We start from the raw sequence: 25,865 nt of genomic DNA on the forward strand, positions 1-25,865 counted from the left end.
TCTAAGTCTAGCCTTGTTGCGTGTGCCGTCCAGCCCGGCCCAGATGCGCGGTGCCGCGCGCCTCGGCCAGCCGCACCTGCCGGTGGCGTTCGCGGAACCGGGCGCGCTGCGCCTCGGAATACTCGTCCGCGCAGTGGTGACAGCGCGCGCCTTCCTCGTAGTCCGGCCGTTCCAGGTCCGCGGGCGCCAGTGGCCGCCGGCAGGCATGGCACAACACGTGCGGCCCCTCGCGCAGCCCGTGTTCCACCGACACCCGCCCGTCGAAGACGAAACATGCGCCTCGCCACAGGCTGTCGGGCTCGGGCACCTGTTCCAGGTAGCTGAGGATACCGCCCTTCAGGTGAAACACCTCTTCGACTCCCTGGCCCAGCAGGTAGTTCGTGGATTTCTCGCAGCGGATGCCGCCGGTGCAGAACATCGCGATCCGCTTGTTGTGAAAGCGGTGCCGGTTGGCCTCCCACCAGGCGGGAAAGTCGCGGAAGCTGTCCGTGCCGGGATCGATCGCCCCTTCGAAGCTGCCGATCGCCACCTCGTAGGCGTTGCGTGTGTCGATCACCGCGACGTCGGGCGCGGCGATCAGGGCGTTCCAGTCACGGGGCTCGACGTAATGGCCGACCGCCGCACGCGGGTCGACATCGGGCTGGCCCATGGTGACGATCTCGCGTTTCAGCCGCACCTTCATCCGGCCGAAGGGGCGGTCCCGCGCGGTGCTTTCCTTCCACTCAAGCCCCGCGCATCCGGGCAGCGCGCGGATATGCGCCAGCACGGATTCGACGCCGTCCCGCTTGCCTGCTATCGTTCCGTTGATCCCTTCTCGTGCGAGGAGAAGCGTTCCGCAAAGCCCCGCCCCTTCGCAGGCCGACAAAAGCGGCGCGCGCAGCGCCGCGGGGTCGTCGAACCGGGTGAAGTGATAGAGCGCAGCCACCGTGTACATGGGTAAACCGATACGATGGCCGCCCGGGGTGCGGCAAGAGCGGGGCATTGACCTGTCCGGGGCGGCCCCTTAACCCCAAACACCGACAGAGACCGGAGGAAGGCCCATGCGACCCGCCAACGAAGCCCTGATCGTGATCGACGTTCAGAACGATTTCTGCACCGGCGGCGCCCTTGCCGTGCCCGGCGGCGAAGAGATCGTTCCCCGGATCAACGCGCTGCTGGACGAATTCCAGACCCGCGTCTTCACCCAGGACTGGCACCCGGCCGACCACAGCTCCTTCGCCGACAACCACGAGGGCAAGAAACCCCACGAGGTCATTGACATGCCCTATGGTCCGCAGATCCTGTGGCCGGTCCATTGCGTGCAGGGAACGGCAGGGGCCGAATTCCACCCCGAACTGGATGCCGCCAAGGCGCATCACGTCGTGCAAAAGGGGTTTCGCCCCGAAATCGACAGCTACTCCGCCTTTTTCGAGAACGACCACGAGACGCCCACGGGGCTGGACGATTACCTGTCGGCCAAGGGCATCGACCACCTGACCCTGGTGGGCCTCGCGACCGATTTCTGTGTGCTTTACTCGGCCCTGGATGCGAACCGGCTGGGCTATGCCGTCACCGTGGTCGAGGGCGCGACGCGGGGCATCGATCTGAACGGGTCGCTCGAGGATGCCCGCCAGGCGATGCTGAACGCCAATATCGTGCTGGAACCCTGACGATGGTCGACATCGCCACGCGGGTCTACAACCACAAATGGAAGATCGACCCGATCGTCCGGTCCCTGATCGACACCGATTTCTACAAGCTGTTGATGTGCCAGTCGGTTTTCCGCAACAGGCCCGACACCCAAGTCACCTTTTCGCTGATCAACCGCACCACCGACATTCGCCTGGCCGACCTGATCGACGAGGGCGAGCTGCGCGAACAGCTGGACCATATCCGCACGCTGCGCCTGACCCGCGGCGAAAGCACCTGGCTGCGGGGCAACACCTTCTATGGCAAGCGCCAGATGTTCCGCCCCGATTTCATGGAGTGGTACGAGAACCTGCAATTGCCGCCCTACACGCTGGAAAAGCGTGACGGCCAGTACGAACTGACCTTCGAGGGGCGTTGGCCCGAGGTGATGATGTGGGAGATTCCCGCGCTGGCCGTGCTGATGGAACTGCGCGGGCGCGCGGTCCTGGCGCATATGGGCAAGTTCGAGCTTCAGGTGCTGTACGCCCGCGCCATGACCAAGCTGTGGGAAAAGATCCAGCGCCTGCGCCCGCTGGAAAACCTGCGGGTGGCCGATTTCGGCACGCGGCGGCGGCATTCCTTCCTGTGGCAGGACTGGTGCGTGCAGGCGATGATGGAAGGTCTGGGCGAGAAATTCGTGGGCACCTCGAACTGCCTGATCGCGATGCGCCACGATATCGAAGCGATCGGCACCAACGCGCATGAACTGCCCATGGTCTATGCCGCCCTGGCCGAAACCGACGAAGAGCTGCGCCAGGCCCCCTACAAGGTGCTGGCCGACTGGCACGAGGAACACGAGGGCAACCTGCGGATCATCCTGCCCGATACCTACGGCACCAAGGGGTTCCTGAAGAACGCGCCCGACTGGCTGGCCGGCTGGACCGGGATCCGGATCGATTCGGGCGACCCGGCCGAGGGCGCCGAGACCGCCATCGCCTGGTGGAAAGAGCGCGGCGAGGATCCGCGGAAAAAGCTGATCATCTTTTCCGACGGGCTGGACGTGGATGTCATCACCGACCTTGCCCAGCGCTTTGCCGGCCGCGCCAAGGTCAGTTTCGGTTGGGGCACGCTGCTGACCAACGATTTCCGCGGGCTGGTGCCGGATGACGCGCTCGCGCCCTTCAGCCTGGTCTGCAAGGCCATAAGTGCGAACGGCCGGCCCACGGTCAAGCTGTCGGACAACCCCAACAAGGCGATGGGTCCGGCGTCCGAGATCGAGCGTTACAAACGCGTCTTCGGCGTGGGCGAGCAGCAGGCACTCGAGGTCATGGTGTAAGGCACGTTCGCCGCGCCCCTTACACCCCCCGCTGGACCGTGCCCGGCCCCGTGGTTTCCTTGGGTGCGGGCGGCGCGGCGGCCAGCAGGGCAAGTGGGCCCAGCAACACCGTCAGCAGCCGGCCGTTTTCGCGCCGTGTGACATGCCATCCGACATAGGGCAGCGTCTGGTTGCCGTGGGTCCAGGGCCGCGGCTCTGCCCACTCGTCCGACAGGCGCAGGCAAAGAAAGACGGGCAGGGTGCGCCGTCGCTCGGGAATCCTCAGGGTGAACAGGGTCTTCGGCATGGCTGTCTCCGGTCGTCTCGGCCCGGGGCTTCCGGGGCGTCGCGCAGAACATAAGCCCGATCAGGCGCTTGACCATGCCTTCATGCGGTCTTCGGCCGGTGCGGAGGGGGCGCGCAAGTTTGCGCGTTGCGATGTTCGCCGGTGCTGGCGCCTGGGTCACCGCCGCGGGCCTGCGGCTGCACCGCTTGGGGCCCAAGCGCGCGCCTCAGCCCAGGCGGAACAGGCGTTGCCCCTCCAGCACCGCATGTGCCGTGCGCACCGCCCGGTTCAGATAGGTGCGGATGCGCGGGTCGTCCGGCGCTAGCCGTGGCATGGTCCAGCCGACCGAGGCCAGCGTGCGCAGCATCACCATGACGGGCAGCATCGCCAGGTCTTCGTCGGTCAGCGGGCGCAGCGTGGCATAGCCTTCGATCAACCCCGTCGCGATCAGATCCAGCGCCGGTTCCTCGACGTTCTGCGCCAGTGCCGTGCCCAGGTCGTACAGCCGGAACCCGAACCCGCAATCGTCGAAGTCGATCAGGTGGGCATGGTGGCCGTCATGCAGGATGTTCTCGCGCAACAGGTCCGCGTGGATCAGCCCCTGGTCGGCGCCCCGCGCGGCATAATCCGACAGCCGCTCGCGGGCGAAGCGGCGCGCCTCCTGCATCAGGATGGCCTCGGGCTCGCTGGCCGCGGGGTGGTCCCAGAACCGGCCCCAGAACGGCGCGGCGCCCAACAGCCCCTCGATATCCCAGTGCGGGCGGGTGAACCCCGGCGGCAGGTGCAGCCGGTCGGTGGTCACGTGCAGTTGCGCCACGGCCCGGCCGACGCTGGCATAATGGCGCATCTGGTCGTCGGGCGTGCCCACCAGCGGTTCGCCACCCACGCCCAGCGGCGCCCCATCGACCCAGGTCAGCACCGAGGCGAACCGCCCGTCCGCCAGTTGCGCCAACAGCGCGCCGTCGGCGGTGCGTTGCGGCCGGGGCACCGAAAGGCCGGCTTCGGCCAGCGCCTCCATCCACCACAGCTCGGACCGGATCGCCTCCTCGCTTTGATAGCCGGTGCGGTGCAGACGCAGCACGCCCTTGCCCGCCCGCGGCAGGGTGACCGCGAAGACCGCGTTCTCGCGATGCGAAATCGGGCGCGGCGTGGCGCAGCCCGCCCAGTGGCGCACGGCCTCCCCGGCCAGCGTCAGGGCTTCGGCCTCGGTCATGCGGGTTCCTCCGTCTGGGCCAGCACCTCGTCGAGCGCGTCGACAAGGAAATCGGCGTTTTCCCGCGAGAACGGCATCGGCGGGCGGATCTTCAGCGTGTTCATCGCCCGCCCGATCCGGCCCGCGAGGATGCCGCGCTGGCGCAACCCCTCGACCAGCCGATCGGCAAAGGCGGTCGCGGGGGTGCCGTCATCATGGGTGAACTCGGCCCCCAGGAACAGCCCGGCGCCGCGCACCTCGGCCAGCATCGGGTGGGCCAGGGCGCGCATCCGGTCCAGCAGGTAGGCGCCCACCTCGCATGCGTTCCCGACCAGCCCTTCCTCTTCCAGCACGTCCAGCGTGGCCAACGCCGCGGCGGCGGCCACCGGGTTGCCGCCGAAGGTGTTGAAATAGCCAAAGGCGGTGCGGAACTCGGCCATGATGTCGGGCCGGGTCACCACCGCACCCACCGGATGGCCGTTCGCCATGGGTTTGCCCAGTGTCACCACGTCGGGCACGAACCCCAGCCTTTGATAGCCCCAGAACGCATCGCCCAGCCGCCCGAACCCCGGCTGCACCTCGTCGGCCAGGATCAGCCCGCCCGCGCGCCGGATCACCGCCACGGTCGGGTCCAGGAACCCGCGCTCCAGCGTCGGAAAGCCCTCGTTCGCGAAGAACGGGCACAGCATGAAGCCTGCAAAGCCGTGCCCGGCCTCGTCCAGCTCGGCAATGGCACGCGCGACATTGGCGGCGAAGGCCCCGGCCTGCGCCTCGGGGCTGCCGCCCAGCGGCGCCAGGCTTTCGGGTGCGGGCACAAGGCGCACATGGGACGGGTAGCCGCCGATCGGCGGGCGGCGGGTCGACAGCTGGCTGACGGCAGAGGTGTTGCCGTGATAGGTGTTGTCGGTCGCGATCAGCCCGGTCGCCCCGGTCGCCGCCTGCGCCATGCGCAGCGCCACGTCGTTCGCCTCGGACCCGGTGCAGACCATGATCGCCTGGGACAGCCCGTGCCCCATCGTGGCGGTCAGCCGTTCGATATAGTCCAGAACGGCCCCGTGCAGATAGCGCGTATGGGTGTTCAGCGTGGCGGCCTGCCGGGCGATGGCCTCGACCACCTTGGGGTGGCAATGGCCCACATGGGGCACGTTGTTGTAGCAGTCCAGGTACCGCCGGCCGTCCGCATCCCACAGCCAGACGCCCTGTCCACGCACGACATGCACCGGCTCGGCATAGAAGGTGGGCACGTTCGGCCCCATCAGCCGGGCGCGGCGCTGCAAAAGGGGGTCGGTCATCGCGGTCCTCGCCCGGAAGGTGTCCCAGTCTGGGACTGACGCCCGCCCGATGGCAAGTGCGACTTCAGGCGAAGCCTTCAGCCAGCCGGATTTCCCCCGTCTCGATCCCGCGCCAGTTGCGGATCGGGTCGCCCAGCCGCTTGCGCGCGGCGGGGTGGTCGCGGTCCAGCACGCCCAGATGCGCCAAGAGGCCCACGATGGCGGCCTCGGAGGCCCGCGTCGCGCCGTCCTCGATCTTGACCGCGACGCCCAGCCTCCGGGCGGGCAGGATGGCGACGAACACGCCCTCGGCGCCGGTCTTGACCGCGACCTTGCCGTCCATCGCGCGCATCAGTTCGGTGCAGGCCCGCCCCTCGCCCGCGACCAGGTCGGGATGGGCCAGCATCGCCGCGACCAGCCGCGCGGCGGCGCGGGGGCGGGCGTCGGGCGCATCGGGGCGGGCCACCGCGAAAAAGGCCATCGCGCGGGCCAGCCCGTGCATCGTCGTGGCGAAGTTCGGCGCCGAACAGCCGTCGACGCCGTAACGCGGGCTGTTCATCCCGGTCACGTCCTCGAAGGCGGCGCGCACGGCGCGCTGCACCGGGTGGGCGGTGTCGTTGTAATCGGGGCCGCCGCCCAGGTGCCGGGACAGGGTCAGGAACCCCGCATGCTTGCCCGAACAATTGTTGTGCAACTGGCACGGCACCTCGCCCGCGATCAGCATCCGCTTGCGTTCCGCCCGGTCGCGCGTCGGCTGCGCGCCACAGCGCAGATCGGCCTCGGCCAGGCCCAGCCGGTCCAGCCAGGCGGCCACGCGGGCGACATGCATCGGCGCCCCCTCGTGCGAGGCGCAGGCTAGCGCCAATTCCTCGCTGCCCAGACCGGCCGCATCGGCCGCGCCGCTTTCGACCAGCGGCAGCGCCTGGATCATCTTGACCGAGGACCGCGGCAGGATCACGGCGTCCGGTTCGCCCCAGGCCCGAACCACCGCGCCGGTCGCGTCGCAGATCACCGCATGTCCGCGATGGCGCGACTCGGCCATGCCGCCGCGCCAGACCTCGACCATCGGCACCGCCCCGGCCATGATCCGCCTCCTCTTCAAGCCCGCGCGATTTTGTGCCATCAAGGCTTTCACATTCGCGCCTGCCTACGTTAAGTTGCGCATATCGAGTTGCAAACCGCCACGCCACCGGAAAAGCGGCCCGGCCAAGGGCCGATCGGCGGGCAGAGAGGCAAGCACGGCTGGAGGCTTATCGACGATGACTTCCCTGATGCGAACGGCCCTTGCGGGCGGGATGATCGCCCTGTGCGCGTTGACCGCCCAGGCGCAGGAGGCATCCACCAACAATGTCGCGGTCAAGACCGACTGGAACGTCTTCGTCGAGACCGACCCGACCGAATGCTGGGGCGTCTCGCCACCCAAGGAAACGGTGAACACCCGCGACGGGCGCGTCGTGTCGGTGCGCCGGGGCGAGATCCTGCTGTTCGTCACGTTCCGGCCCGGCGCGGGTGCGGCAGGCGAGGTGTCCTTCACCGGCGGCTATCCCTTCGCGGACGGGTCGACCGTGACGGTCGAAATCGGTGACGACAAGTTCGATCTGTTCACCGATGGCGAATGGGCCTGGCCCGCGTCGAAATCCGATGACGCGCAACTGCTGGCCGCGATGAAGCGGGGCGCCGAGGCGGTGGTGACCGCGCGGTCCTCGCGCGGCACCCAGACCAAGGACACCTTCTCGCTGATGGGCTTCACCGCCGCGATGGAGGAGGCCGAGCGCCGCTGCGCCGGCAACTGATCGGGCCCCCAGGGCCCAACGGCACATCCCGCATGCGGCCCGGCCGCCTGCGGGATGTTTATTTTCGCGCCCGAATCCTGTAACGGGTGCCACTTAATTCATGGAGACGCGCCAGATGACCGCGAGCCCGCCGATCACCCCCGAGGCGATGCCGATCCCGCGCAAGGCCCCTGCGCCTGCGCGCCGGAATCTCGTGGGCCTGACCCGGCCCCAGCTGCGCGCCGCCCTGATCGAGGCGGGCACGCCCGAGAAACAGGCCAAGATGCGCGAGACGCAGGTCTGGCAATGGCTCTACCAGAAGGGCGTGCGCGACTTCGACCAGATGACCAACCTCGCCAAGGATTACCGCGCGCGCCTGAAGGAACATTTCACCATCGAGGTGCCCGAGGTCGTGGCGCGCACGGTGTCGGCCGATGGCACGCGCAAATACCTGGTGCGCATCGCCGGCGGTCACGAGGTCGAGGTCGTCTATATCCCCGAGGACGGGCGCGGCACGCTGTGCATCTCGTCCCAGGTGGGCTGCACGCTGACCTGCACCTTTTGCCACACCGGCACCCAGCGGCTGGTGCGCAACCTGACGGCGGGCGAAATTGTCGGCCAGATCATGCTGGCGCGCGACGATCTGGGCGAATGGCCCGAACCGGGCCGCGCGCCCAAGGACGAAACCCGGCTGATTTCCAACGTCGTGCTGATGGGCATGGGCGAACCGCTCTACAATTTCGACGCGGTGCGCGACGCCATGCTGATCACCATGGATGGCGAGGGCATCTCGCTCAGCCGCCGCCGGATCACCCTGTCCACCTCGGGGGTCGTGCCCGAGATTCCGCGCACCGGCGCCGAAATCGGCTGCATGCTGGCCATCAGCCTGCACGCCACCACCGACGAACTGCGTAACCAGCTGGTGCCGATCAACCGGAAATACCCGCTGGCCCAGCTGCTGGAGGCGCTGCGCGCCTATCCGAAACTGTCGAATTCCGAACGGATCACCTTCGAATACGTGATGCTGAAGGGCGTGAACGATTCCGACGAGGACGCCCGCCGCCTGGTCAAGCTGATCGCCGGCATCCCGGCCAAGATCAACCTGATCCCGTTCAACGAATGGCCAGGCGTGCCCTATGAACGGTCCGACTGGGACCGGATCGAGGCCTTTGCCGATATCGTGCACAAGGCCGGCTATGCCAGCCCGATCCGCACCCCCCGCGGCGAGGACATCATGGCCGCCTGCGGGCAGTTGAAATCAGCCACCGAACGCGCCCGCAAGAACCGCTTCGAGATCGCCGCCGAGGCCGGCCTGCCCCAGCCCGAGCGCATCGTCCGCCGCCCGAACGCGCCCGACGTGCATTAGCGGCCCCTTGCGCGGCCGCCGGACTATCGGCCTGCAACAGGTTGCCCAAGAAAAAGAACAACCTCGAATTGCGCGCTTGCGGGAATCTCTCGACTGATTCTACGCTGACTTCACATAAAAATAGTCGAGCAGGACAATCACCATGAAGGATATTGCGGCAATCGCGCCGGTCCCGTTCGCGTGGACGCGCGGAATGGTCAGTGGGCGCGCCGCCGGTTTGATGGCGGATCTCTTCCCCCGCGCGCGCGACGCGGAACCCGGCGAATGCATCGGCATCGTGAAACAGTTCGTCGCCTTCGGCCGGCGCTCGCTGACCGGGCGTTCGGCGACGGCGATGATCATCATGGGCTATGGCGGACAGCCCGTCTATCTGACCGGCGACGCGTTGGGCACCGAGGGCCGGCACGAGTTGCGGCGGCTCGAGGAATTGATCCTGCGCCCCGGCTACCTCGCCTTCGGGGCGCTCGCCCCTCACGCGGCGGCCCTGCGCGCGCCCGGCGAAGCGAGCCGGACGCTGGAACTGGTGCTGGGTGCGCATGTGCACATGTTGCGGGCCGTCGACTGGCAGACGGGCGTGGGCGTGCGCATGGGCGAAGGGCAACCGATCTCGGCCGCGCTGGCCGGGAATGTCCGCCTTCTGGCGGAGCATCCCGGTTCGCCGGACGTGGTGTCGGAACGGCTCGAGGTGTTGTACGCCGAGGCCGGGTGTCTGTTGAAATTGCTGGAGTTCGACACGCCGGTGCTGCCGGCGATGCATGCCATCGCCGCTTAGGTCCAGGCGCGGTCGCGACCAAGTTCGGCCCCGCTAGGCCTGGCGGGGTTGCCAGGTCTCGATCACCCGCATCGCCTCTTCGGCGGTTTCGACATAGGTGAACAGGTCCAGGTCCTCGCGCGCGATGGTGCCCGCATCGGCCAGCGCGTCCCAGTTGATGACGCTCTCCCAGAAGTCGCGGCCGAACAACAGGAACGGCACCGGGTCCATCCGCTCGGTCTGGATCAGGGTCAGCGCCTCGAACATCTCGTCCAGGGTGCCGAACCCGCCGGGGAAGATCGCGATGGCCGCCGCCCGCAGCAGGAAGTGCATCTTGCGGATGCCGAAATAGTGGAAGTTGAAGCACAAATCGGGCGTCACGTATTCGTTCGGCGCCTGCTCGTGCGGCAGCACGATGTTCAGCCCGATGGACACGCCGCCTGCATCGGCCGCGCCGCGGTTGCCGGCCTCCATGATACCGGGGCCGCCGCCGGTGACGATCACGTGGTGCTTGCCGTTGGTCTGGCTTTTCTCGGTGATCAGGCGGGCGAATTCGCGCGCCTCGTCGTAATAACGCGTGTAATCGGCCAGCGTCTTCGTCGCCGCCTCGCCCGCGCGCGCGGGTTCGGGGATACGGGCCGAACCGAACAGCACGATGGTGCTTTCGATGCCGTATTCCTTCATCAGCAGTTCCGGCTTCATCAGCTCCAGCTGCAGCCGCACGGGCCGCAACTCGTCGCGCCACAGGAATTCCGGGTCGGCAAAGGCAAGCCGGTAGGCCGGGGCCCGGGTCTGCGGGGTGTCGGGCACCTCGCGGACGGTTTCGACATCCTTCTGGGCGTCACGGAACGGGCGTCGGATCTCGTCGTTCATGGACCTCTCGCAGGGCTTGGATTGCGCCGGGCACCTCTTGCGTCTATAGCCTGACGCCCAACGAGACCAGTCACCTTTTCCGGGGGGAATGCCCATGTCCAACGCCCAGCTCGAAGCCGCCATCGAAGCCGCCTGGGAGGCGCGCGACACGATCACCCCCTCCACCGGCGGCGAAACCCGCGAGGCGATCGAGGCCACGCTGGCCGCGCTGGACAGCGGCAGCCTGCGCGTGGCCGAACGGCGGGACAACGGCGACTGGCACGTGAACCAGTGGGCGAAAAAGGCGGTCCTGCTGGGCTTTCGGATCAAGGACATGGAACAGCAGGACGGCGGCCCGCAGGGCGGCCACTGGTGGGACAAGGTCGACTCGAAATTCAAAGGCTGGGGCGACAACGAGTGGAAGGCCGCCGGGTTCCGCGCGGTGCCCAACTGCATCGTCCGCAAATCGGCCTATATCGCGCCCGGCGTGGTGCTGATGCCTTCCTTCGTCAATCTCGGCGCCTATGTGGACGAGGGAACGATGGTCGACACCTGGGCCACCGTCGGCTCCTGCGCGCAGATCGGCAAGAACGTGCACCTGTCGGGCGGGGTGGGTATCGGCGGCGTGCTGGAACCCATGCAGGCCGGCCCCACCATCATCGAGGACAACTGCTTCATCGGTGCCCGCTCCGAGGTGGTCGAGGGCTGCATCATCCGCGAAGGCTCGGTTCTGGGCATGGGCGTCTATATCGGCCAGTCCACCAAGATCGTCGACCGCGAGACCGGCGAGGTCATGTATGGCGAGGTGCCGCCCTACTCGGTGGTGGTCTCGGGCTCGATGCCGTCCAAGGGCGGCGTGAACCTCTATTGCGCGGTGATCGTGAAACGGGTGGACGCGAAAACGCGTTCCAAAACCGGCATCAACGAGCTGTTGCGTGACTGAAAAACCCAAGCGATCTCAAGAGGTTTACACCCTCCTGGTCGAGGTCGGCCGCAAGGCGGAGGACGGCCTGCCCGAGGGCGCCACGGGCGCGGGGCTGATGTGCTATGCCAGCGGTGTGGACGAGGCCGAGGCGGTGCGTGAAACCGTGGCCGTGCTGAAGCAGGCGGGCCTCGCGCCGCTGGATGTCACGGGCTATGGCACGGTCGAGGAACGCCGTGCGCAGGGCCACGAGATCGACCCCGAGGAGGAGTCGCTGATGGCCCGCGCGCTGGCCGAGAACGCGGTGATCGTGGCGCAGATGGAGCCGTTCTTCGGCGACGAGGACACCCCGCCCGAGGGCTGAGACAGCCCGGAATCCGCGATATGAATCGCATATGAATTCCATATGAATCGCATATGACTCCGATAGGAAAAACCGGCATCTGTGCAGCCCGTTTCCTTTTTCTTGGTCCAAATACTCCGGGGGTCGTCATTGGAGCGCCGTCGCCATTGTCGCTCGGACCAATGGCGCTCCAATGGCAACTCCGAGTGACAATGGCGACGGGGCAGAGCCCCCAGCCGGTCGCCCCGGCGCCAGCCGGGGCGAAACCCCTCCGCCGCCCCATTGCGGCCCGTCCCCCCGCGGGCTATCGCTGAACCCGTCCCGCACAGGAGCCCCAGATGACCGATCCCGTCGCCCTGACCGCCGAGCTGATCCGCTGCCCCTCGGTCACGCCCAGCGAGGGTGGCGCGCTGCGCCTGTTGGAAACCCGGCTGGCCGCCGCGGGGTTCGAGTGTCACCGGGTCGACCGGGGCGGCGTGGCCAACCTGTTCGCCCGCTGGGGGGCGCGGGGGCACCGGCGGACCTTCGGGTTCAACGGCCATACCGACGTGGTGCCCGCGGGCGACACCGCGGCCTGGACCCACGACCCGTTCGGCGCCGACCAGCGCGAGGGCATGCTGTGGGGGCGGGGCGCGACCGACATGAAATCGGGCGTCGCGGCCTTTGTCGCCGCCGCCATCGACCTTGTCACCGACACGCCCCCCGACGGTGCGCTGATCCTGACCATCACCGGCGACGAGGAGGGCGACGCCATCGATGGGACCGCCGCGCTGCTGGACTGGATGGCGACCGAGGGCGAGCATATGGATGTCTGCCTGGTGGGCGAACCGACCAGCCGCGAAACCCTGGGCGACATGATGAAGATCGGCCGCCGCGGGTCGATGACGGCCTATTTCACCGCCCATGGCGTGCAGGGCCATTCCGCCTATCCGCACCGGGCGCAGAACCCCATTCCGGCGCTGGCCCGCCTTGTCGAACGCCTCGCCGCCTATCCGCTGGACGAGGGCACGCGCCATTTCGACCCCTCGACGCTGGCGGTGACGACCTTCGACACCGGCAACCCGGCCAACAACGTGATCCCGGGGCTGTGCCGGGCCACGGTCAACATCCGCTTCAACGAGGCGCATTCCTCGGACAGCCTGGCCGACTGGCTGCGCGCCGAGGCCGACAAGGTCACCGACGAGACCGGCATCCGCATCGGGATGGAGGTCAAGGTTTCGGGCGAAAGCTTCGTGACGCCGCCGGGGCCGCTGTCCGACCTGGTCGCCGGCGCGGTCGAGGCGGAAACCGGCATGCGGCCCGAGATGTCCACCTCGGGGGGCACGTCGGATGCGCGCTTCGTCAAGGATTTCTGCCCGGTGGTCGAGTTCGGCCTGGTCGGCAAGACCATGCACCAGGTCGACGAGCGGGTGGAGGTCGCCCAGATCGAGGCGCTGAAGCGGATCTATGCGCGCATCCTGACGGATTATTTCGGCTGAGGCCCGGGCGCGGCCCTCGCCTGCGCTTCGGCGTTTCCCGCGCGCTTTCCGGCTGACGGGCAGGGTTGCGCGTGCTACCTCTCGCCCCATGACCCGCATCCCCTCGAAAACCGAGATCCTCGACTGGATCGCCGACCACCCCGGCCAGACGTCCAAGCGCGATATCGCCAAGGCGTTCGGCATCAAGGGCGCGGACCGGATCGACCTGAAACGCGTGCTCAAGGAGCTGGAGGACGAGGGCCACCTGGAAAAGCGGCGCAAGACCTATCGCGACCCCGACCGCCTGCCCCCGGTGACGGTGTTGCAGGTGCTGGCGCCCAATGCCGATGGCGACCTGTTCGCCAAGCCGCTGGAATGGCATGGCGAGGGGGCGGAACCCCGCGTGCTGTTCATCGCCCGCAAGGCCGAGCCCGCGCTGGGCGAGGGCGACCGGATTCTCGCCCGCCTGCAAGAGGTGCGCGGCGAGGATCACCAGTACGAGGCCCGCCTGATCCGCAAGATCGGCGCGAACCCGGCGCGGGTGCTGGGCATCTTCCGCAAGGGGGCCGAGGGCGGGCGGATCGTGCCCATCGACAAGGGCGCGGACAAGGAATGGATGGTCGCCCCCGACGCCACCCACGGCGCGAAGGACGGCGAACTGGTCCAGGCCGAACAGGCGGGGCCGCGCGGGCGCATGGGCCTGCCGCGCGCGCGCGTGGTGGAACGGCTGGGCGACCCCGGCGCGCCCAGGGCGGTCAGCCTGATCGCGATTCACCAGCATGGCATTCCCGACGCGTTTCCCGACGATGCGGTGGCCGAGGCCGACCGCGCGAAACCCGCGGGCCTGGGCGACCGCGAGGATCTGCGCGACCTGCCGCTGGTGACGATCGACCCGCCCGACGCGCGCGACCGTGACGACGCGGTGCTGGCCATGCCCGATGACGACCCGAAAAACGCGGGCGGCCACATCCTCTGGGTCGCCATCGCGGACGTGGCCCATTACGTGCGCCCCGGATCGGCGCTGGACCGCGAGGCGCGCAAGCGCGGCAATTCCACCTATTTCCCCGACCGCGTGGTGCCGATGCTGCCCGACCGGCTGTCGGGCGATCTGTGTTCCCTGCACGAGGGCGTGCCGCGGGCCTGCATCGCGGTGCGCATGGTGATCGACGCCCAGGGCAACAAGATTTCCCACCGCTTCACCCGCGGGCTGATGGCATCGGCGGGCGCGCTGGCCTATGCGGAGGTGCAGGACGCGCGCGACGGGCGGCCGAACGACAAGACGGCGGCGTTGATGGAGGACGTGATCGCGCCGCTTTACGCGGCCTATGGCGCGTTGACCAAGGCCCGTGCGGCGCGCCAGCCGCTGGACCTGGACCTGCCGGAACGGCGGATCGAACTGTCCGAGGACGGGCATGTGACCTCGGTCAAATTCCGCGACCGGCTGGACGCGCACCGGCTGATCGAGGAATTCATGGTGCTGGCCAATGTCGCCGCCGCCGAGGAACTGACCCGCCTGCGCCGCCCGCTGATCTTTCGCGTGCACGAGGAACCGTCGCCCGAGAAACTGGACGCGCTGCGCGAGGTGGCCGCGGCCTCGGGCTTCACGCTGGCCAAGGGGCAGGTCTTGCAGACCCGCCACCTGAACGACCTGCTGGACCAGGCGATGGGGACGGAGTTTTCCGAGCTGATCAACCTGTCGACCCTGCGCTCGATGACCCAGGCCTATTACACGCCGGAACATTTCGGCCATTTCGGGCTGGCGCTGCGGTCCTACGCGCATTTCACCTCGCCGATCCGGCGTTACGCCGACCTGATCGTGCACCGCGCGCTGATCACCGCGCATGGCTGGGGCAAGGACGGGCTGTCGCCCCAGGAAATCGACGAGCTGGAAGCCACCGCCGAGCATATTTCCCAGACCGAGCGCCGCTCGATGGAGGCGGAACGCGACACCACCGACCGCTATCTTGCCGCCTACCTGTCGGAACGGGTGGGCAACGAGTTCACGGGCCGCATCTCGGGGATCGCGCGGTTCGGGGTGTTCGTGAAGCTGGACGAAACCGGGGCCGACGGGCTGATCCCGATCCGCGAGCTGGGCAACGAGTATTTCCACCACGACCGCGAGGCGCAGACCCTGATGGGCGCCGATACGGGGCTGGAAATCGGCATCGGCCAGCGCGTCACGGTGCGCCTGTCCGAGGCGGTGCCGGTCACCGGCGGGCTGACGCTGGAACTGTTGTCGATCGACGACAAGGCGTTGCCCCGGTCCGGGCCGCGCAAACGGGGCAAGCCGCCGCGCCGCGCCCCCGCGCGGGCCAAGGCGAAAGCGGCCAAGACCCGGCGCAAGGTGATCCGCAAGCGCAAATAGGCGGAAACCGGCAGCCGCCCGATCACGCCTGCGCCAGACCGCTTTGCGAAAACGCGCCTTCCGGCTACACTTGGGGAAAGCCGGAAAGGTGCGAGCAGATGTTTTCCAGAAGAACCATGGCCGGGGCTGTCGCGGCCGGACTTGTCGTGTTGCCGCTTGTCGCGGGGGCGACGGCGCTTGACCGGTCGCCGCGCCCGGTGGTGCGCCCGGCGGCCGAGGTGGCGACCAGCCCCCGCCCCGAACCCCGCCCCGCCGCGGCCACGGAGGAACCCTTGACCCGGATGCAGGTTTCGACCGCGAATCGCGGGTTCCAGCGCTGGATCGATGGGTTCCGTGGCCGGGCACAGGCCAACGGCATTTCGGGGCGCACCTTCGACGCGGCGTTCCGCGACGTGCGCTATAACACCGACGTGATCCAGCGCGACCGCAACCAGTCGGAATTCGTCAAACCGATCTGGGACTACCTGGACAGCGCGGCGTCCGACACGCGGGTGCAGAACGGGCGCGACGCGCTGCGTCGGCACGCGCGCCTGCTGGACCGGATCGAGGCGCGTTACGGCGTCGACAAGGAGGTGGTCGTCGCGATCTGGGGCATGGAAAGCGCCTATGGCGAATATCGCGGCAAGACCCCCATCGTCGAGGCGCTGGCCACGCTGGCCTATGACGGGCGGCGCGGGCGGTTCTTCGAGGAACAGCTGATCGCGGCGCTGAAGATCATCCAGGCGGGCGATACCGACGCGCGGCACATGACGGGCAGCTGGGCGGGCGCGATGGGGCATACCCAGTTCATCCCGACCTCGTACCTGGCCTATGCGGTGGATTTCACCGGCGACGGGCGGCGCGACATCTGGTCGGACGACCCGGCCGACGCGCTGGCCTCGACCGCGGCCTACCTGGCGCGGTTCGGCTGGACCAAGGGGCAGCCCTGGGGCGTCGAGGTGCGGCTGCCGCGCGGTTTCGACCACCGGCTGGCCGATCGCGGGGTGAAACGGATGCCGTCGGACTGGGCGGCGCTGGGCGTGCGCGACATGGACGGCCGGCCGGTGCGCGATTACGGGCGTGCCTCGGTCCTGCTGCCGGCAGGCGCGCGGGGGGCGGCCTTCATGATCTTCGACAACTTCCGGGTGATCGAACGGTACAACGCGGCCGATGCCTATGTGATCGGGGTGGGCCACCTGTCGGACCGGATCCGCGGCGCGGGGCCGATGCGCGCCGACTGGCCGCGCGGCGACCGGGCGCTGGTTCTGGCCGAGCGCAAGGAATTGCAGGAACGGCTGACGCGGGCGGGGTTCGACACAAACGGTGTCGACGGCAAGATCGGGCCGAACACCATAGCGGCCCTGCGCGCCTATCAGCGGTCGGTGGGGATGATCCCGGACGGCTATGCCAGCCTGGAAGTGTTGAAGCGGCTGCGCTAGGGAAGCCGACTTTGTCGGCTGCCTTCGGCGAGGATATTTCGGGCCAGAAGAAGGAACGGTTCGACCCCCTGTCCGGGCCTTGCGGGCAAGGGGGGACAGGGGGCCTTCTCCTGGCACGGTCATCGGCGTCCCCGCCTGTACCGTGGGCCCAGGATGGCGCGTCAGGGTTAATGTTTCGTTGCTTCTTCTGGCTGAAAATATCCCCGCCGGAGGCAAAAAATTCAGTGCGCGGCGGTCGTCTTCGGCGCCTCGGTTGATCGGGGCGGCCCGTTCGCGAAGCCGGGGGTCAGCCGGTGCCGGATCAGGGCCACGGGGTGCCGGCGCAGCGTCAGGCGCAGTGCGAGGTAGTCTTCGACCACCTCTTCGCCCGCGCCCATGGCGGGCAGCGCGACCCGGGGTTCCACGATCGCCTCGCCATCCAGGTCGGCTGCGAACAGCGGCAGGGGCGCGGGCGCGGTCAGCGCGCGGGCGGTCCACAGCGCCTCGCGTCTTGTGAGTCCCAGCCCTGCGAAGGCGTCGGCCTCGGCCAGCCTGTGGATCAGCGCGGGAGACAGCCCGGCGCGGCGCCAGACATCCTCGACCGAGCGGTAGCCGTTGCCGCGCGCCGCGGCGATCCAGGCGGCCTCGTCCTCGGGCATCCCCGTGACCTGCCGGAACCCCAGCCGCAGCGCCAGCCCGCCGCGCCCGTCCGGTTCCACCGCGTTGTCCCAGTGGCTGTGGTTGATGCAGACGGGGCGCACCGTGACCCCGTGTTCACGCGCGTCGCGCACGATCTGGGCGGGCGCGTAGAATCCCATCGGCTGGGAATTCAAGAGCGCGCAGGCGAAGATCGCGGGGTGGTGGCGTTTCACCCAGGCCGAGGCATAGACCAGGAGCGCGAAGCTGGCCGCGTGGCTTTCGGGAAAGCCGTAGGAGCCGAAGCCCTCGATCTGGCTGAAACAGCGTTCGGCGAAGGTGCCGTCATAGCCGTTGGCGCGCATGCCGGCCAGGAACCTGTCGCGGAACTCGGCGACGTTGCCGTGCTTGTTGAAGGTGGCGAGCGACCGGCGCAGCCGGTCGGCCTCTTCGGGGGTGAAGCCCGCCCCGGTGATCGCGATCTGCATCGCCTGTTCCTGGAACAAGGGCACGCCCAGCGTCTTGCCCAGCACGGCCCCCAGCGCGTCCGAGGGGAAGCGCACCTCCTCCTCGCCGTTGCGCCGCCGCAGGTAGGGGTGGACCATGTCGCCCTGGATCGGGCCGGGGCGGATGATCGCGACCTGGATCACGAGGTCGTAGAACTTGCGCGGGCGCATCCGGGGCAGGAAGTTCATCTGCGCCCGGCTTTCCACCTGGAACACGCCCAGGCTGTCGGCCCGGCACAGCATGTCGTAGGTGGCCGGGTCCTCGGGCGGCAGCGTGGCGAGGTCGAGCCGCTGCCCGTGATGGCGCTCGATCAGCTCGAACGCCTTGCGCAGGCAGGTCAGCATCCCCAGCGCCAGCACGTCGACCTTGAGGATGCCCAGCGTGTCGATGTCGTCCTTGTCCCAGCAGATGACGGTGCGCCCCTCCATCGTGGCGTTCTCGACGGGCACCAGCTCGTCCAGCCGGCCCTCGGTGATGACGAAGCCGCCGACATGCTGGGACAGGTGGCGGGGAAAGCCCTGGATTTCCCCGATCAGCTCCAGCGTGCGGGCGAGCCGCGGGTCGGCGGGGTCGAGCCCGATCTCGCGCAGGCGCGCGTCCTCGATGGCGCCGTTGCCCCAGCCCCAGATCTGGCTGGACAGCGCGGCCAGCGTGTCCTCGGACAGGCCCATGGCGCGGCCCACCTCGCGCACCGCGCGCTTGCCGCGGTAATGGATCACCGTGGCGCACAACCCCGCCCGGTGGCGGCCATAGCGGTCATAGATGTGCTGGATCACCTCTTCGCGGCGTTCATGTTCGAAATCGACATCGATATCGGGGGGCTCGTCGCGGGCCTCGGACACGAAGCGTTCGAACACCATGGTGCCGATCTCGGGGCTGACAGAGGTGATGCCCAAGGCATAGCACACCACCGAATTCGCCGCCGAACCGCGCCCCTGGCAAAGGATGCCGCGGTCGCGAGCGAAGGCGACGATGTCGTGGACGGTCAGGAAATAGGGTTCGTAGCGCAGCTTGGCGATCAGGGCGAGCTCGTGGTCGAGCAGGGCGCGCACCCGCTCCGGCGCGCCCTGGGGATAGCGCCAGGCCAGACCCGCGCGGGCCAGCCGGGCCAGCCGGTCGGCGGCGGTCTCGCCACCCTGAAGTTCCGAGGGGTATTCATAGCGCAACTCGTCCAGGCCGAAGGTGCAGCGCGCGGCGATCTCGGCGGTTCGCTCGACGGCCTCCTCGTGGCCGCGGAACAGGCGGCGCATCTCGGCCTCGGAGCGCAGGCGCCGTTCGGCATTGGCCAGCGCCGCCCGGCCCAAGGCGTCGACCCGGGTGCCGGTGCGGATCGCGGTCAACACGTCGGCCAGCCGGCGGCGGCGGCCATGGTGCATCATCGGCGCGGCCGAGGCGACGGTGGGCAGGCCCAGGCCGCGGGCCAGCCGCGTCAGCCGGTCGAACCGCGCCGCATCCTGGCCGTCATAGGCCGGTGCCATCAGCAAGGATACCTGCCCGGGGAAGCGGCGCGTCAGCCGTTCCGCCCGTGGCCGCCATCCGTCCGCGCCGCCCGGGGCCCCGGGCGCCCGTGGCGGGTGGAGCAGGATCTCCAGCCCCTCGCCCCATTCCAGCAGATCGTCGAGCGTCAGGGTGCAGGCCCCCTTGCCCGCCCGCAGCTTGCCCGCCGACAGCATCCGGCAGAGCCGCCCCCAGGCGGCGCGGTCGCGGGGCAGGGCGACCGCCGCGAACCCGCCCTCCAGCACCAGCCGCGCCGCCGGGATCAGCCGCGGCACGGTGTGGATCGGCGCCGACGGGGGGGGCGGGACATGGTCGGGCCGCGGCGGGCCGATCGGGTCGGCCTCGCGCCGCAGCCGCACCTCGCGGGCGATCTCGCGCGCCGCCGCATGGGCCCGCACCAGCCCCGCGACCGAGTTCTCGTCGGCAATCGCCAGCGCCTCGATACCCAAAAGCGCCGCCCGGCGCATGTACTCCTCGGGATGCGAGGCGCCGGTCAGGAAGGTGAAGTTCGAGCAGGCACAAAGTTCGGCGAACATGGTGAGTCGGCATTATATTCACGTTTTGTTCCTTTTTGGAGTCCGCCCGCCGATCCGATCGCGCCGCCCCCTCTTCTTCTGGCCGAAAATATCCCGGGGGGTCGCGGGGGGCAGAGCCCCCCCCACGGGTCGCCTTGGCGTCAGCCAAGGCGAAACCCGGCAACCAACGCCCCCGGTCTAACCCCGCGGCCGCAGCCGGAAGATCACGTAACGGTTGTCCCGGCAGAACGCCTCGGCCGTTCGCTCGCGCCCCATCAGCCGGGCGGACAGCCGCGCACGCCGGCGCGCGTTCAGCACCAGGCCCAGCGCGCGGTGCAGCACCCAGCGCCCGCGCGGCCGCTTGGACGCCAGTTCCGAATCGACCCGTTCGATTGCGTGGCCGAACACGTTGAACAGCGCCTGTTCCAGGTCGATCGAGGGCGCGACGGCCGCGGTGATGTCCTCTTCGGCCAGCACCTCCAGGTCGCGCTCGGCCAGCGACACGCGCATCGCCGCCAGCCGGTGCCCGCCGCCTGCCGACCGGATCGCCTGGCCCGGCCGGTAGGCGTCCGACCGGAAACAGTCGGCGATCAGGATCTCGCCCCCCGGCACCAGCAGCGCCGCGGCCTTGTCCAGCGCCAGGTCGCGCGGGATGTACTGGAAGCTTTCGGAAAACAGGCACAGATCGAAGCGCGGCTCGGACACGAAGGCCTGGAACGGCATCTCGTGGACGATGGCGCCGGGCGCGTTCTCGCGGCAGCGCGCGGCGAGGAACGCGCTGGGCACCACGATCTCGACCGCATGGCCCAGCGCGATCAGCTTGGCCGCGGTTTCGCCCGCGCCGCCGCCGATATCGAGGATCCGCAGCCGCCCCGCGGGCAGGTAGGAAAACAGCTTGTCGGTATAGGCGGCCTGTGCGGGGCCCAGGTTGGCGGCCGTCACCTCCAGCCCGGTCCACAGCCCGTAGTGCAGGTTTTCCGTGCCGGTCAGCCAGCGGATGAAGGACAGGCCCACATCGAGGCCCACCGCGCGGGTGTCGAGTTTCTCGGCCATGTTCCGTCCCGAAATGCGTGCGGGGTCAATGCGCGATTTCCGCGCCCGGGGCAAGCCGGGGTGTCAGGTGAAATGCGCCGCGAACTCGTCCACCACGCGTTCGTAGACCTCGCGCTTGAACGGCACGATGCTGGCCACCAGGTGGCCGGGGTCGAGCCAGGCCCATTCCGAGAATTCGGGGTGCTCGGTTTCGATGTCGATCTGGTCGTCGGTGCCGAGGAACCGCATCAGGAACCACAGCTGTTTCTGGCCGCGATACTTGCCCTTCCAGACCTTGCCCATCAATTCGGGTGGCAGGTCGTAGGTGACCCAGTCGGCGGTGCGGCCCACCACCTTTACCAGGTCGGGGGTGACGCCGGTTTCCTCCCACAGCTCGCGCAGCGCGGCCTGTTCGGGGTCTTCGCCCGGGTCGATCCCGCCCTGGGGCATCTGCCAGGCGGGGTCGGGCCAGTCCTTGCGCTGGCCGACGAAGACGCGGCCGGCGTCGTTCATCAGCATGACGCCGACGCAGGGGCGGTAGGGCAGGGTCTCGATTTCTTGTGCGCTCAGCATGGGCATATCCCGGGGCCGGCGGCGGGCCGGCCCCGATCCGGGGTCACTGTTCGGTTTCGAGGGCGGCATAGCCCTTGAGGATGTCGATGGCATAGGCCAGCTGGTAATCCTCTTCGCGCAGCTTGGCGGCCTCTTCGGCCTTTTTCAGCTCTTCCTCGGCCTGCTTCTTCTCGTCCTCGGTCATGCTGTCATTGCCCAGCGCGCCGCGCAGGTCGGCCTCGGACCGGAGCCGGCGGGCCGCGCTCGTTTCGTCCTCTTCGGTTTCGGCCTCGGGGCGGCGGGGGGGCTGTTCCACGACGATGTCGGGCGCCACGCCGAGGGCCTGGATCGACCGGCCCGACGGCGTGTAATAGCGCGCCGTGGTCAGCCGCATCGCGCCGTCGCCTTTCAGCGGCATCACGGTCTGGACCGACCCCTTGCCGAAGCTTCTGGTGCCCACGACGATGGCGCGGCGGTGATCCTTGAGCGCGCCGGCGACGATTTCAGAGGCCGAGGCCGAGCCGCCGTTGATCAGCACGACCAGTGGTTTGCCGCCTGTCAGGTCGCCCTTGGTGGCGTTGTAGCGGTCGCTGTCCTGCGGGTCGCGGCCGCGGGTGGACACGATCTCGCCCGCGTCCAGGAACGCATCCGACACCTTGATCGCCTGGGGCAGCAGCCCGCCGGGGTTGTTGCGCAGGTCCAGCACCACGCCGTTCACGTTCTCGATGCCGCCCAGTTCCTCGACCGACTTTTCCCACTCGGCCTCGAGGTTGGTATAGGTCTGGTCGTTGAAGGTGGTCACGCGCAGCACCACGGTGTCGCCCTGGATGCGCGAGCGCACGGCGGTCAGCTTGATCGTGTCGCGGATGATCGTCACGTCGAAGGGTTCGTCCACGCCCTGGCGGACGACGGTGATGACGATCTCGCTGCCCACGGGGCCGCGCATCATCTCGACCGCCTGGTCCAGCGTCAGGCCCAGCACGCTTTCGCCATCGACATGGGTGATGAAATCGCCCGCCTCGATCCCGGCCTCGTCGGCGGGGGTGCCGTCGATCGGCGAGACCACCTTGACGAAGCCCTCTTCCTGGGTGACCTCGATGCCAAGCCCGCCGAATTCGCCGCGGGTCTGCACCTGCATGTCGTCGAAATCCTTGGGCGGCAGATAGCTGGAATGCGGGTCCAGCGAGGTGAGCATGCCGTTGATCGCGGCCTCGATCAGTTCGCTTTCGTCCACTTCCTCGACATATTGCGCGCGGATGCGTTCGAACACGTCGCCGAACAGGTCGAGCTGTTCGTAGACCGAACTCTTGCGCCCCGCTTCCTGGGCGAGCAGCGGCCCGGCGACCTGGGTGGCCAAGATCGTCCCCGCAATCGTGCCGCCCAGCGCGGCCATGGCGAATTTCTTCATGGCGTCCTCAATCCTTGTCACGGGCGGTCGGCGCGAACCACGGTTCCGGGTCCACCGGGCTGCCGCCCCGTCTCAGTTCCATATAAAGCGTTTCCGTTTTCAAATCGCCACCACGATCTGACGCGTCGTCGAGAAACGCCGCGGTTTTCGGGTCCGCGCCGCCCATCAGGCCCACCGGGCGGCCCGCCGGCAGGACCTCGCCCTCGGCACCATAGACCTCGGCCAGACCGGCGAGCACTAGCAGATAGCCCTCGGCGGGTTCCAGGACGATCACATTTCCGTAGTCCAGAAGCGGGCCGCGATAGCGGATCGTGGCGGGCACCGGGGTGGTGACCAGCGCCAGCGGGCGGGTGGCCAACACAAGGCCGGGCCGGGCCACCCCGGCCGCATCCGCCGCGCCGAAGCCGCGCAGGACCGTGCCCTGCACCGGCAGCGGCAGGCGGCCCGCAAGCGCGGCGAAATCCTGCGGCAAGGTGCCTTCGGGCGCGGTGGACGTGGCGGTGGCGGCCAGGCCGGCGGCGAACCCGTCCAGCGTGTCGCTGCTTTCGACCAGGGCGCGCAGGCTGTCGGGATCGGCGGCGAAGCGGCGCGGCAGGTCGCGGCGTTCGGACATCGCCTGGGACAGTTCGGTGCGCGCGCGCTGGGCCCCGGCCAGCCCCTCGGCCAGGGTGTCGGCGGCACTTTCCTGCAGGGCGCGCATCAGCGCGACCTCTTCCAGCCGGGCGCGCAGCGCGTCGGCCTCGGCCTGCAGCGCGGGGGTGACATCGCCCAGCATCATGCCCGCGCGCGCGGTGCCCAGCGGCCCGGCCGGGTGCAGCAGCAGCGTTTCGGGCAATTGCGGCAGGGCCGACAGCGCGCCCAGCAATTGCGCGATCTCGGCCCGGCGCGCGTCGAGCACGAGGGCGATGGACTGTTCGCGGATCGCCGCGCGGCGCATCCCCTCGCGCAGGGCAGCCAGCCCGGATTCGTAGGCGCGGATCGTTTCGGTCAGCGCCGCCACCCGGTCGCGCGCCCCCTCGGCCGCATCCAGCGACCGGCCCGCCGCGCGCAGCGCGTCGGCAGCGGTGCGGGCGGCCTCGGCGGGGTCGGTCTGGGCCCGGGCGGCCGGCGCGCCCGCCAGCGCAAGGATCAGCAGGAGGGCGCGCGCGGGTCTCACGTTTCGATCAGGCTTTCGCCGGTCATCTCGGGCGGTTTCGGCAGGCCCATCAGCTGCAGCACCGTGGGCGCGAGATCGGCCAGCCGCCCGTCGCGCAACTGGGCGCCCGCGGGCCCGCCCACCAGGATCACCGGCACCGGGTTCAGCGTGTGCGCGGTGTGCGGGCCGCCGGTTTCGGGGTCGACCATGGTTTCGCAATTGCCGTGGTCGGCGGTGACGATCATCGCGCCGCCGGCCTTGTCCAGCGCGTCTAGCGCACGGCCCAGCCCGGCATCCACCGCCTCGCAGGCCTTCATCGCGGCCTGGAGATCGCCGGTATGGCCGACCATGTCGGGGTTGGCGTAGTTCACCACGATCAGGTCATAGCCCGCGCCGATCGCCTGGACCAGCGCGTCGGTGACGGCGGGCGCGCTCATCTCGGGTTGCAGGTCGTAGGTGGCGACCTTGGGCGAGGGGGGCATGCAGCGATCCTCGCCGGGTTCGGGGGTTTCCTTGCCGCCGTTCAGGAAGAAGGTGACATGGGGGTATTTCTCGGTCTCGGCCAGGCGGAACTGGCGCAGGCCCTGTTTCGCCACCCATTCGCCAAGGGTGTTGACGAGCTTGCGCTTGGGAAAGACGGTCGCCATCCACTGGTTGTGGTCGGCGGAATACTCGACCATGCCGAGGATCGCGGAAAATTTCGGCCGCTTGCCGGTTTCGAAATCGTCGAACCCGGGCTGAGCGAAGGCGCGCAGGATCTCGCGCGCGCGGTCGGCGCGGAAGTTCAGGCAGAACAGGCCATCGCCATCCTTCATGCCGGGCGGGTCATTGATGACGGAGGGTTCGATGAACTCGTCGGTTTCGCCGCGCGCATAGGCGGCGGTGACGGCCTGTTCGGGGGTGTCCACCTCTTCGCCCAGGCCGTTGGCCATGGCGTGATAGGCCAGTTGCACCCGCGCCCAGCGGTTGTCGCGGTCCATCGCGTAGTAGCGGCCGATCACGCTGGCGACATGGGCGCCTTGGGGCAGGCCGGCGACCAGCTCGGCGATATAGCGGTCCGCGGATTTCGGGGGCACGTCGCGGCCATCGGTGATGGCGTGGATGGCCACCGGCACGCCGGCCTCGGTGATCGCGCGCGCGGCGGCGAGGATGTGGCGGGTGTGGCCGTGCACGCCCCCGTCGGAGCAAAGGCCCATCAGGTGCGCGGTGCCGCCGGCGTCTTTCACCCTGGCGATGAAATCCGTGAGCGCGGGGTTGCGGAAAAAGCTGCCATCCTCGATCGCCAGGTCGATCTGGCCGAGATCCATCGCCACCACCCGGCCCGCGCCGATATTGGTGTGCCCGACCTCGGAATTGCCCATCTGCCCGGTCGGCAGGCCGACATCGGGGCCGTAGGTGACCAGGGTCGCATGCGGGCAGCTGGCCATCAGCCGGTCGTAATTCGGGGTGGCGGCCAGTTCGGGGGCGTCGTCGGCATGGGTCGGGCCGATGCCCCAGCCGTCGAGGATGCAGAGGATGACGGGTTTCGGTGCGCTCATCGGGGTGCCTTTCGGGGTTCGGCCCCTTCTAGGCGGACGCCGGGGGAAGGACAACCGGCGCGATCCGGATGCGGCCCTGCGGGCCAAGCCTTTTCAGGGGCGCCCCTGGCGGGGCGCGGCCTCCGGCGGGGATATTTTCGGCCAGAAG

At 69.0% G+C, this 25,865-nt stretch carries 22 protein-coding genes; 10 read left to right on the plus strand and 12 right to left on the minus strand.

Annotated elements, in window-relative coordinates; all coding sequences use genetic code 11:
- Positions 1-7: 7 nt before the first annotated feature.
- Positions 8-934: an oxygen-dependent tRNA uridine(34) hydroxylase TrhO gene (trhO, locus tag EV662_RS16905; protein WP_132465190.1), complete on the minus strand. Its 927-nt coding sequence runs from the start codon at positions 932-934 to the stop codon at positions 8-10.
- 106 nt (positions 935-1,040) lie between these two features.
- Between trhO and pncA the strand changes: the two genes are divergently transcribed.
- Both pncA and pncB read left to right on the plus strand, forming a co-directional pair.
- Positions 1,041-1,649, plus strand: a complete 609-nt coding sequence (gene pncA / locus EV662_RS16910; protein ID WP_132465193.1) for a bifunctional nicotinamidase/pyrazinamidase — start codon at positions 1,041-1,043, stop codon at positions 1,647-1,649.
- Positions 1,650-1,651: 2 nt separating this feature from the next.
- On the plus strand, positions 1,652-2,944 hold the full coding sequence (pncB, locus tag EV662_RS16915) for a nicotinate phosphoribosyltransferase (RefSeq protein WP_132465196.1): 1,293 nt from the start codon (positions 1,652-1,654) through the stop codon (positions 2,942-2,944).
- A 19-nt stretch (positions 2,945-2,963) separates the two neighbouring features.
- Here the strand turns inward: pncB and EV662_RS16920 are convergent, their stop codons facing one another.
- The 4 genes from EV662_RS16920 to EV662_RS16935 all read right to left on the minus strand — a co-directional run bounded on the left by EV662_RS16920 (position 2,964) and on the right by EV662_RS16935 (position 6,756).
- Positions 2,964-3,230 carry a hypothetical protein gene (locus EV662_RS16920; RefSeq protein ID WP_132465199.1) on the minus strand — a complete coding sequence of 89 codons (267 nt, stop codon included), beginning with the start codon at positions 3,228-3,230 and terminating at the stop codon, positions 2,964-2,966.
- Between the two features lie 205 nt (positions 3,231-3,435).
- Complete coding sequence (locus EV662_RS16925; RefSeq protein WP_132465202.1) at positions 3,436-4,422, minus strand: phosphotransferase enzyme family protein; 987 nt, start codon at positions 4,420-4,422, stop codon at positions 3,436-3,438.
- Positions 4,419-5,693: an aspartate aminotransferase family protein gene (locus tag EV662_RS16930; RefSeq protein WP_132465205.1), complete on the minus strand. Its 1,275-nt coding sequence runs from the start codon at positions 5,691-5,693 to the stop codon at positions 4,419-4,421. The genes EV662_RS16925 and EV662_RS16930 overlap by 4 nt, the downstream gene beginning before the upstream one ends.
- Before the next feature lie 64 nt (positions 5,694-5,757).
- Positions 5,758-6,756 carry an asparaginase gene (locus EV662_RS16935; protein ID WP_132465208.1) on the minus strand — a complete coding sequence of 333 codons (999 nt, stop codon included), beginning with the start codon at positions 6,754-6,756 and terminating at the stop codon, positions 5,758-5,760.
- A gap of 187 nt (positions 6,757-6,943) precedes the next feature.
- Between EV662_RS16935 and EV662_RS16940 the strand changes: the two genes are divergently transcribed.
- The 3 genes from EV662_RS16940 (at position 6,944) to EV662_RS16950 (ending at position 9,582) form a co-directional block, all read left to right on the plus strand.
- Positions 6,944-7,465, plus strand: coding sequence for an invasion associated locus B family protein (locus tag EV662_RS16940; protein WP_132465211.1), 522 nt, complete (start codon positions 6,944-6,946; stop codon positions 7,463-7,465).
- A 115-nt stretch (positions 7,466-7,580) separates the two neighbouring features.
- Positions 7,581-8,810, plus strand: coding sequence for a dual-specificity RNA methyltransferase RlmN (rlmN, locus tag EV662_RS16945; RefSeq protein ID WP_132465214.1), 1,230 nt, complete (start codon positions 7,581-7,583; stop codon positions 8,808-8,810).
- A 142-nt stretch (positions 8,811-8,952) separates the two neighbouring features.
- Complete coding sequence (locus tag EV662_RS16950) at positions 8,953-9,582, plus strand: hypothetical protein (protein ID WP_132465217.1); 630 nt, start codon at positions 8,953-8,955, stop codon at positions 9,580-9,582.
- A 33-nt stretch (positions 9,583-9,615) separates the two neighbouring features.
- Here EV662_RS16950 and EV662_RS16955 read toward each other — a convergent pair whose 3' ends face one another.
- Positions 9,616-10,434 carry an LOG family protein gene (locus EV662_RS16955; RefSeq protein WP_132465220.1) on the minus strand — a complete coding sequence of 273 codons (819 nt, stop codon included), beginning with the start codon at positions 10,432-10,434 and terminating at the stop codon, positions 9,616-9,618.
- A gap of 94 nt (positions 10,435-10,528) precedes the next feature.
- On the opposite strand from EV662_RS16955, the gene dapD reads away from it, so the two are divergent.
- The 5 genes from dapD to EV662_RS16980 all read left to right on the plus strand — a co-directional run bounded on the left by dapD (position 10,529) and on the right by EV662_RS16980 (position 16,918).
- A complete protein-coding gene (dapD, locus tag EV662_RS16960; protein ID WP_132465223.1) occupies positions 10,529-11,356 on the plus strand; it encodes a 2,3,4,5-tetrahydropyridine-2,6-dicarboxylate N-succinyltransferase in 828 nt (275 codons plus the stop codon).
- Positions 11,349-11,699, plus strand: a complete 351-nt coding sequence (locus EV662_RS16965) for a hypothetical protein (RefSeq protein WP_132465226.1) — start codon at positions 11,349-11,351, stop codon at positions 11,697-11,699. Before dapD ends, EV662_RS16965 begins: the two co-directional genes overlap by 8 nt.
- A 317-nt stretch (positions 11,700-12,016) precedes the next feature.
- Positions 12,017-13,156, plus strand: coding sequence for a succinyl-diaminopimelate desuccinylase (dapE, locus tag EV662_RS16970; RefSeq protein WP_132465228.1), 1,140 nt, complete (start codon positions 12,017-12,019; stop codon positions 13,154-13,156).
- Positions 13,157-13,244: 88 nt separating this feature from the next.
- Entirely contained in the window at positions 13,245-15,500 is a 2,256-nt protein-coding gene (gene rnr / locus EV662_RS16975) for a ribonuclease R (protein ID WP_132465230.1), read from the plus strand.
- A gap of 98 nt (positions 15,501-15,598) precedes the next feature.
- Entirely contained in the window at positions 15,599-16,918 is a 1,320-nt protein-coding gene (locus tag EV662_RS16980; protein WP_132465232.1) for a lytic murein transglycosylase, read from the plus strand.
- A 221-nt stretch (positions 16,919-17,139) separates the two neighbouring features.
- Here EV662_RS16980 and EV662_RS16985 read toward each other — a convergent pair whose 3' ends face one another.
- The 6 genes from EV662_RS16985 to gpmI all read right to left on the minus strand — a co-directional run bounded on the left by EV662_RS16985 (position 17,140) and on the right by gpmI (position 25,717).
- Complete coding sequence (locus EV662_RS16985; protein WP_132465234.1) at positions 17,140-20,073, minus strand: error-prone DNA polymerase; 2,934 nt, start codon at positions 20,071-20,073, stop codon at positions 17,140-17,142.
- Positions 20,074-20,250: 177 nt separating this feature from the next.
- The gene (locus EV662_RS16990; RefSeq protein ID WP_132465236.1) at positions 20,251-21,105 is read right to left on the minus strand and encodes a class I SAM-dependent methyltransferase; all 855 of its coding nucleotides are present in this window, start codon (positions 21,103-21,105) and stop codon (positions 20,251-20,253) included.
- A 63-nt stretch (positions 21,106-21,168) separates the two neighbouring features.
- Positions 21,169-21,654 carry an RNA pyrophosphohydrolase gene (locus EV662_RS16995; protein ID WP_132465342.1) on the minus strand — a complete coding sequence of 162 codons (486 nt, stop codon included), beginning with the start codon at positions 21,652-21,654 and terminating at the stop codon, positions 21,169-21,171.
- Positions 21,655-21,700: 46 nt separating this feature from the next.
- A complete protein-coding gene (locus tag EV662_RS17000) occupies positions 21,701-23,044 on the minus strand; it encodes a S41 family peptidase (RefSeq protein WP_132465238.1) in 1,344 nt (447 codons plus the stop codon).
- Positions 23,045-23,051: 7 nt separating this feature from the next.
- Complete coding sequence (locus tag EV662_RS17005; RefSeq protein WP_132465240.1) at positions 23,052-24,200, minus strand: murein hydrolase activator EnvC family protein; 1,149 nt, start codon at positions 24,198-24,200, stop codon at positions 23,052-23,054.
- Positions 24,197-25,717: a 2,3-bisphosphoglycerate-independent phosphoglycerate mutase gene (gpmI, locus tag EV662_RS17010; protein ID WP_132465242.1), complete on the minus strand. Its 1,521-nt coding sequence runs from the start codon at positions 25,715-25,717 to the stop codon at positions 24,197-24,199. Before gpmI ends, EV662_RS17005 begins: the two co-directional genes overlap by 4 nt.
- Positions 25,718-25,865 lie beyond the last annotated feature (148 nt).

It is taken from the genome of Rhodovulum marinum (genome assembly GCF_004343075.1).
Taxonomy (GTDB): Bacteria; Pseudomonadota; Alphaproteobacteria; order Rhodobacterales; family Rhodobacteraceae; genus Rhodovulum; species Rhodovulum marinum.

Bases quoted from the DNA above. Each gene is read 5' to 3' on its own strand.
- EV662_RS16935 (WP_132465208.1), bottom strand. From the start codon at position 6,756: ATGGCCGGGGCGGTGCCGATGGTCGAGGTCTGGCGCGGCGGCATGGCC.
- EV662_RS16955 (WP_132465220.1), bottom strand. From the start codon at position 10,434: ATGAACGACGAGATCCGACGCCCGTTCCGTGACGCCCAGAAGGATGTC.
- EV662_RS16985 (WP_132465234.1), bottom strand. From the start codon at position 20,073: ATGTTCGCCGAACTTTGTGCCTGCTCGAACTTCACCTTCCTGACCGGC.
- rlmN (WP_132465214.1), top strand. From the start codon at position 7,581: ATGACCGCGAGCCCGCCGATCACCCCCGAGGCGATGCCGATCCCGCGC.
- EV662_RS17000 (WP_132465238.1), bottom strand. From the start codon at position 23,044: ATGAAGAAATTCGCCATGGCCGCGCTGGGCGGCACGATTGCGGGGACG.
- trhO (WP_132465190.1), bottom strand. From the start codon at position 934: ATGTACACGGTGGCTGCGCTCTATCACTTCACCCGGTTCGACGACCCC.
- EV662_RS16940 (WP_132465211.1), top strand. From the start codon at position 6,944: ATGCGAACGGCCCTTGCGGGCGGGATGATCGCCCTGTGCGCGTTGACC.
- dapD (WP_132465223.1), top strand. From the start codon at position 10,529: ATGTCCAACGCCCAGCTCGAAGCCGCCATCGAAGCCGCCTGGGAGGCG.
- EV662_RS16980 (WP_132465232.1), top strand. From the start codon at position 15,599: ATGTTTTCCAGAAGAACCATGGCCGGGGCTGTCGCGGCCGGACTTGTC.
- dapE (WP_132465228.1), top strand. From the start codon at position 12,017: ATGACCGATCCCGTCGCCCTGACCGCCGAGCTGATCCGCTGCCCCTCG.
- EV662_RS16990 (WP_132465236.1), bottom strand. From the start codon at position 21,105: ATGGCCGAGAAACTCGACACCCGCGCGGTGGGCCTCGATGTGGGCCTG.
- EV662_RS16920 (WP_132465199.1), bottom strand. From the start codon at position 3,230: ATGCCGAAGACCCTGTTCACCCTGAGGATTCCCGAGCGACGGCGCACC.
- gpmI (WP_132465242.1), bottom strand. From the start codon at position 25,717: ATGAGCGCACCGAAACCCGTCATCCTCTGCATCCTCGACGGCTGGGGC.
- EV662_RS16925 (WP_132465202.1), bottom strand. From the start codon at position 4,422: ATGACCGAGGCCGAAGCCCTGACGCTGGCCGGGGAGGCCGTGCGCCAC.
- EV662_RS16930 (WP_132465205.1), bottom strand. From the start codon at position 5,693: ATGACCGACCCCCTTTTGCAGCGCCGCGCCCGGCTGATGGGGCCGAAC.
- EV662_RS16950 (WP_132465217.1), top strand. From the start codon at position 8,953: ATGAAGGATATTGCGGCAATCGCGCCGGTCCCGTTCGCGTGGACGCGC.
- pncB (WP_132465196.1), top strand. From the start codon at position 1,652: ATGGTCGACATCGCCACGCGGGTCTACAACCACAAATGGAAGATCGAC.
- pncA (WP_132465193.1), top strand. From the start codon at position 1,041: ATGCGACCCGCCAACGAAGCCCTGATCGTGATCGACGTTCAGAACGAT.
- rnr (WP_132465230.1), top strand. From the start codon at position 13,245: ATGACCCGCATCCCCTCGAAAACCGAGATCCTCGACTGGATCGCCGAC.